We start from the raw sequence: 502 nt of genomic DNA on the forward strand, positions 1-502 counted from the left end.
GCTACTGCTCTACCATAGCCATAAGCACATATCTTATCCTATTCGGACTATTGCGAGAAGTGCTATACTGCTCTATCTCTGCATGCTCTAACTAGCACTGCCGAATTAAGATTATGTGCAAGCTCAAAAAAGTCATATATATCTGCTTCTCTATCGCATACAGTTATAGTCTCAGTTTGAGTTGGATCAATAATATTATTTGTTTTTCTTAAAGTTTCCAACCACTTTACGCTTTCTTTATCTTCAATGCGATCGCTCTTTTTTTTAAGGTTCTCAGTTTCTTCAGGTCTTGAATAAACTTTTTGATCTAGTATCCCTAGTACCAAACCTTCTATACTAACGGCAAGAGCTGTATGCATTATAGTACCTTTTGCAGTATCATAACTGGACAAATTTGCTAATCCGCTTGTTTTTTTATGGTTATTATATACAATGTATAGCTCTTTTTACAATAATCCGAACAGATCATAATATGCTACTGCTCTACCATAGCCATAAGCAC

The 502-nt window shown here is 35.3% G+C and carries 1 pseudogene; it reads right to left on the minus strand.

Features of this window, described 5'->3' with window-relative positions:
- Positions 1-65 precede the first annotated feature (65 nt).
- Positions 66-437: pseudogene (locus OZD68_RS00050) on the minus strand (IS4-like element ISWosp2 family transposase); the annotation flags it as partial.
- Positions 438-502 lie beyond the last annotated feature (65 nt).

Source organism: Wolbachia endosymbiont of Drosophila bicornuta, assembly GCF_028982105.1.
Classification (GTDB): Bacteria; Pseudomonadota; Alphaproteobacteria; order Rickettsiales; family Anaplasmataceae; genus Wolbachia; species Wolbachia pipientis.